The organism is Treponema endosymbiont of Eucomonympha sp. (assembly GCF_001028545.1).
Window position 1 is genome coordinate 1 of the sequence record NZ_BBPW01000410.1, and the last position, 623, is coordinate 623.

Genomic DNA, 623 nt, shown 5'->3' on the forward strand with positions numbered 1-623 from the left:
TAGAGGCGGAAAAGAGGCGGGGCGCAAGCCCTGCCTCTTTTTATGTGCGGGCGCGTTGCTGCCGCCAAAAGAAGGAGACTCTCCCTACTACAATAGGGACATTCTCCCCGCTATGGTGGTGTGATACCTCCCGCGGATTCGTCTGTGCCACGCTCGCGACTCTGCCTATATGCCTACCTACAAGCAAAACCTATGTGTGCCACTCTATATGCCTGCGAGTTTTCGGTAAGCGAAGCGGCGCAAACTCGGTAGCAACGCCTACGGCGTGCGCAGTATACTGAGCCTATGACCATTTTCTCGTGGAACGTAAACGGAATCCGCTCCGCCGAGCGGAAGGGCTTCGTCCCGTGGTTGCTCGCCTCCGGCGCGGACGTGGCGTGCATTCAGGAGACAAAAGCGCGCCCGGAGCAGCTTCCCCCGCCACTGCGCTCGCCCGCTTCCGGCGCCGTCTCGTATCAGTCGTTCTGGGCGTCGGCGGAGAAACCCGGCTATTCGGGCACGGCGCTCTACAGCCGCCTGCCGCCCGACCGGGTGGACACACTGGGCGTTCCCCGCTTCGATGCCGAAGGACGGGTGCTCGCCGCGCACTACGGCGGCACCGTCGTCGTCAGCGCGTATTTCCC

Annotated in this window: 1 protein-coding gene; it reads left to right on the forward strand. The window is 62.8% G+C overall.

Annotated features, from left to right (window positions below):
- Positions 1-285: 285 nt before the first annotated feature.
- Positions 286-623, forward strand: a 338-nt coding sequence (locus AWU74_RS07355; protein ID WP_187150933.1) for an endonuclease/exonuclease/phosphatase family protein, incomplete at its 3' end; no start/stop codon positions are given.